Origin of the sequence: Anaeromicropila populeti (assembly GCF_900112775.1) — a bacterium.
GTDB classification, from domain to species: Bacteria; Bacillota; Clostridia; order Lachnospirales; family Lachnospiraceae; genus Anaeromicropila_A; species Anaeromicropila_A populeti.
Window position 1 is genome coordinate 1 of record NZ_FOYZ01000013.1, and the last position, 4780, is coordinate 4780.

General features: G+C 34.4%; 3 protein-coding genes. All 3 read left to right on the forward strand.

Features of this window, described 5'->3' with window-relative positions; genetic code table 11:
- Nucleotides 1-1071: SGNH/GDSL hydrolase family protein (locus BM305_RS14990; protein WP_143099192.1), on the forward strand; the 1071-nt coding region annotated here is incomplete at its 5' end.
- A gap of 189 nt (nt 1072-1260) precedes the next feature.
- Complete coding sequence (fabD, locus tag BM305_RS14995; protein WP_092562536.1) at nt 1261-3450, forward strand: ACP S-malonyltransferase; 2190 nt, start codon at nt 1261-1263, stop codon at nt 3448-3450.
- A gap of 54 nt (nt 3451-3504) precedes the next feature.
- Nucleotides 3505-4758 carry a diaminobutyrate--2-oxoglutarate transaminase gene (gene ectB, locus BM305_RS15000; RefSeq protein ID WP_092562539.1) on the forward strand — a complete coding sequence of 418 codons (1254 nt, stop codon included), beginning with the start codon at nt 3505-3507 and terminating at the stop codon, nt 4756-4758.
- Nucleotides 4759-4780: the final 22 nt, after the last annotated feature.

Below are 4780 nucleotides of genomic sequence, written 5' to 3' on the forward strand. Positions count from 1 at the left end.
CCAACCCCAGTAGTAACGCCAACTCCAGTGGTAACCCCAACTCCAGTAGTAACCCCAACTCCAACGCCAGAACCAACACAGACAGAGCCAGGTATTTTACTTGTTGGAAGATTTGATACAAGTGATGCGGCTGGACCAAAGTTTGCATGGAGTAATTCCACTATAAAAGCGAATTTTCAGGGGACTGGAATTAGCGTGAATTTATTATCTGAGGGTGATAATTGGTTTAATGTAATTATTGATGGTACTGTGATGACACCAATTAATGTATCTAAAACAACTACAACTCCAATTACCTTAGCATCTGGTTTAGAAAATGGTGTACATACCATTGAATTAGTAAAAAGAACAGAAGCTTCAATAGGAGCGGTTCAATTTTTAGGATTTACCATTACAGATGGAGAATTATTGGCTCCACCAGCTGCTTCTTCCAGACGTATCCTATTCATAGGTGATTCCATTACTTGTGGATATGGAAATGAAGGAGCCAGCCAAAATGAATCCTTTACGACTAAAAATGAAAATGCTTATTTAGCTTATGGTGCAGTAGCTTCCAGACTTTTAGGAGCAGATCAGATGACAATCAGCTGGTCAGGTAAAGGTGTAGCACAAAATTATGGAGGAGATACTACAGATACAATGCCTGAAATATATCAGAGGGTATTGCCTTATAATTCAAGCCTTATATGGGATTCTAATCAGTGGACGCCACAGATAGTGGTGATTAACCTTGGTACAAATGATTTTAGTACAGGGGTACCAGACAAAACAACTTTTATGACTGCTTATGGGGATTTGGTAGATAGTATTCGAAGCCAATATCCTAATGCAGATATTTATTGTGCAATAGGACCTATGTTATATGGAGATACTTTAAGTAGTGCAAGAAGTTACATTAATGGAACGGTTACAGAAAGAAAAGCATCTGGCGATTCCAAAATCCACTATATTGAGTTTCCAACTCAGGATATGTCAAACGGTTTGGGGGAAGACTGGCATCCAAGCTTAAAAACTCATCAGCTTATGGCAAATCAGCTTGTTAAACAAATTCAGTCAGATTTGAACTGGTAAGTTTCCCTACTTTTGATAGATAAGAACCAGGCAGTATGATGTGGCTATCATATCTGCCTGGTTTTGCTATTTTCGACAATAATGTTGTAAAATAAAATTGACAATAAAATAAGGACAAGTGTATAATAACTTTATATATTTGAAATAACTAGATTTATCAAGAAACTTTTACTGAAGAGGTGAGAAAACATGATTACATATGCATTTCCTGGGCAAGGCTCACAGTTTGTTGGTATGGGTGAAGAATTATTTGATTTATTCCCAGATATAGTTGAAAAGGCGGATGCTATTTTAGGTTACTCAATTAGAAGTCTCTGTCTTGAGGATCAGCTAAATGTTCTTGGGAATACGCAATTTACTCAGCCAGCATTATTTGTAGTGAATGCCTTAACTTATTTGAAGGAGATTAGAGCTGGAAATAATGAACCAGATTATGTACTTGGGCATAGTCTTGGTGAATATAATGCATTGTTTGCAGCAGGAGTTTTTGATTTTGAAACGGGTTTGAAGCTGGTAAAATTAAGAGGCCAGCTAATGTCAAAGGTCCAAGGGGGAGCGATGGCGGCTGTTTTAAATTTTCCTGAAGATAAAATAGAGCAGATGTTGGAGCAAGAAGGGGTAAGTGACAGGGTATCAATTGCTAATTACAATACACCGTCGCAGATTGTAATAGCTGGCCCGATAATAGAAATTAATAATTTGAAAGAAAAGATGGAGGCGGCGGGCGCAAAATACAGTATATTAAAAGTAAGTGGAGCATTTCACTCGAGGCACATGAAGGCCATACAAAGTCAATTTGCAGATTATATTCAAAATATGGAATTTAGAGAACCTAAAATACCCATAATAAGTAATTATACTGCAAGAGAATATGAGCCAGGTAATATACAAGAACTACTGCTGGAACAATTGGTTAAACCTGTTAAATGGACAGAGAGTATTCGATATTTAATGGGTAAAGGTAATATGGAATTTAAGCAGATAGGTCCAGGGTTTGTGATAAAAAGATTAATTGAAGCGATTCAGAAAAATTCAGAACCATTAATTGTACATAACTTTAAGAGTAATCTGGGCATAGAAGCCTTTAGAAAAGAATTTTTTACATATTGTAACTATGTTGTTGGTGGAATGGGTAATGGAATATCATCAGAGCAATTAGTTACGAAATTAGGAGAAAGCAAAATCATAGGATTTTTGGGGACATACGGAAGAGATATCGAGAAAGTAGAACGAGAATTATCTAAAATTAAAATGAAGTTATCTTCCTTTCAAACTGTGGGAATGAATCTTGTCTATAATATGTCAGAACCAGAAAAGATGCGAGATTATTTTGAATTGTTATACAAATACGATTTAAAATTAATTGAAATTTCATCTTATCTAAATATAACCCCAAATGTAGTTGAATATCGGTTAAAAGGATTATCCAAAACTAGTGATAATGCTATACATACAAAGCATCATATATTTGTCAAAGTATCTAGAATAGAAGTTGCTGAACTTTTTATGAGTCCTCCTCCAGAAAAGCTGATTCAAAAATTATTAGAAGAAAATAGAATTACAAAAGAAGAAGCAGAATTAGGAAGGAATATTTCTGTATGCAGCTGCTTATGCATTGAATCTGGAAAAGATATGGATATTGGAATGGGACAATTGCTTATTGAATCAATGAAAAAGCGAAGAGATTTGGTTCGTGAAAAATATAAGATAACAAATCAAATTTATATCGGGTTAGCTGGCGGAATAGGAACCCCTGTAATGGCTGCTAATGCATTTGAGTTAGGGGCAGAGTATATTACAACTGGTTCTATTAATCAATGTACAGTAGAAGCTGGAACAAGTGAAAAAGTTAAAAATATTTTAAGTGAAATTAATCTATTTGATACAACCTATGTGCCTTCTAAAATATTGTTTGAATGGGGTGGAAAGTGTTCTGTTGTAAAAAAGGGAACTTTCTTTCCGTATCGAGCAAATAAGCTTTATGAATTATACAGTCAATTTGATAATTTAAGTGAAATAGATGAAGACACAAAGAACCAATTAGAACGGAAATATTTCAACAAGTCATTTTTGGAAATATGTAGTGAGATATACAAAACGCAGGGAAATGCAGAAGAATTGCTAAAAGATAGAAATACAATGATTTCTGTGTTTAAATGGTATTTTGATTATGCAGTTATGGAAGCAATAAAAGGTAATTCTGAAAGTCAGACAAGTTTTCTAATATATTCAACACCAGCAATGGGAAGCTTTAACGAATGGGTTAAGGGGAGTGAATGGGAAGACTGGAGGAATAGACATGTTGATGAAATTGCAATGAAAATTATGAGTGAAGCGGAAGAAATTATTAAGAATAAATATAGAGCAGCTGATGTATAGATGCTGCTGTTTTGCGAATGAAGAAATCTTAATAATATAAGAAGGTGTAAAATCATGGTTAATATATTTGAAGAGTATGAATCAAATGTAAGATCGTATTGTCGAGTTTTTAATAATACTTTAAAATATGCTAAAAATTCAACAATTTATGCGGAAGATGGAACAAACTATATTGATTTTTTCGCAGGAGCAGGAGCTTTGAATTATGGGCATAATAATGAATTTATAAAGAGCAGAATTATTGATTACATTACATCAGATGGAATTATACATGGATTGGACATGTATACAGTAGCTAAAAAGGAATTTATAGATAGTTTTGTTGAAATGATCTTGAAGCCAAGAGATTTAAATTATAAATTTCAATTTTGTGGATCTACAGGTACAAATGCTGTCGAGGCTGCACTTAAGCTTGCTAGAAAGGTAAAGGGAAGAACAGGTATTTTTGCATTTATGGGAGGCTTCCATGGTATGTCCCTTGGGAGTCTGGCGGCTACTGGAAATAAAGAATGCCGAGAAGGAGCTGGACAGACATTACCAAATGTAACCTTTATGCCCTATCCATATGGATACATGGAAAATATCGATAGCATTGAATATATAGACAATGTTCTATTAGACAGTAATTCTGGAATCGAAAGACCTGCTGCCATTATTCTGGAAACAATACAAGCAGAAGCAGGAATCGTTGTTGCACCAGAAGAATGGTTAAGAAGGCTGGCTGCATTATGTGAAAAGCATGATATTTTATTGATTTGTGACGATATTCAGGTTGGTTGTGGAAGAACAGGAGATTTCTTTTCTTTTGAAAGAGCAGGAATTAAGCCAGACATGGTTACTCTCTCTAAGTCAATAAGTGGATATGGACTGCCAATGTCTCTGTTACTTTTAAAGCCTGAGCTGGATATATGGAAACCAGGCGAACATAACGGAACTTTTCGAGGAAATCAATTGGCTTTTGTTGGTGCAAAGGCAGCAATTGAGTACAGAGATTTATATTGTTTGGGAGAAAAAACCAGACAGAAGGCAAAAGTGATAGAAGAATTTTTACATAATGAAATAGAACAATTAGATAAAAAAATTCATATCAGGGGCTATGGCATGATATGGGGTATAGATTTTATGGAGTTTGATAATTTAGAAATAACCAAAAAAATTGTTAGCAATTGTTTTGAAAACGGATTAATTATTGAACGTGCTGGAAGAATGGATACAGTCGTAAAGATACTTCCACCATTAACAATTGAATTAAGTACATTAAATGAAGGTCTTAATATTTTAAGAAATTCTATATTGCAAGTATTATAAAACTTGAAAGAGAGGTTAAGTA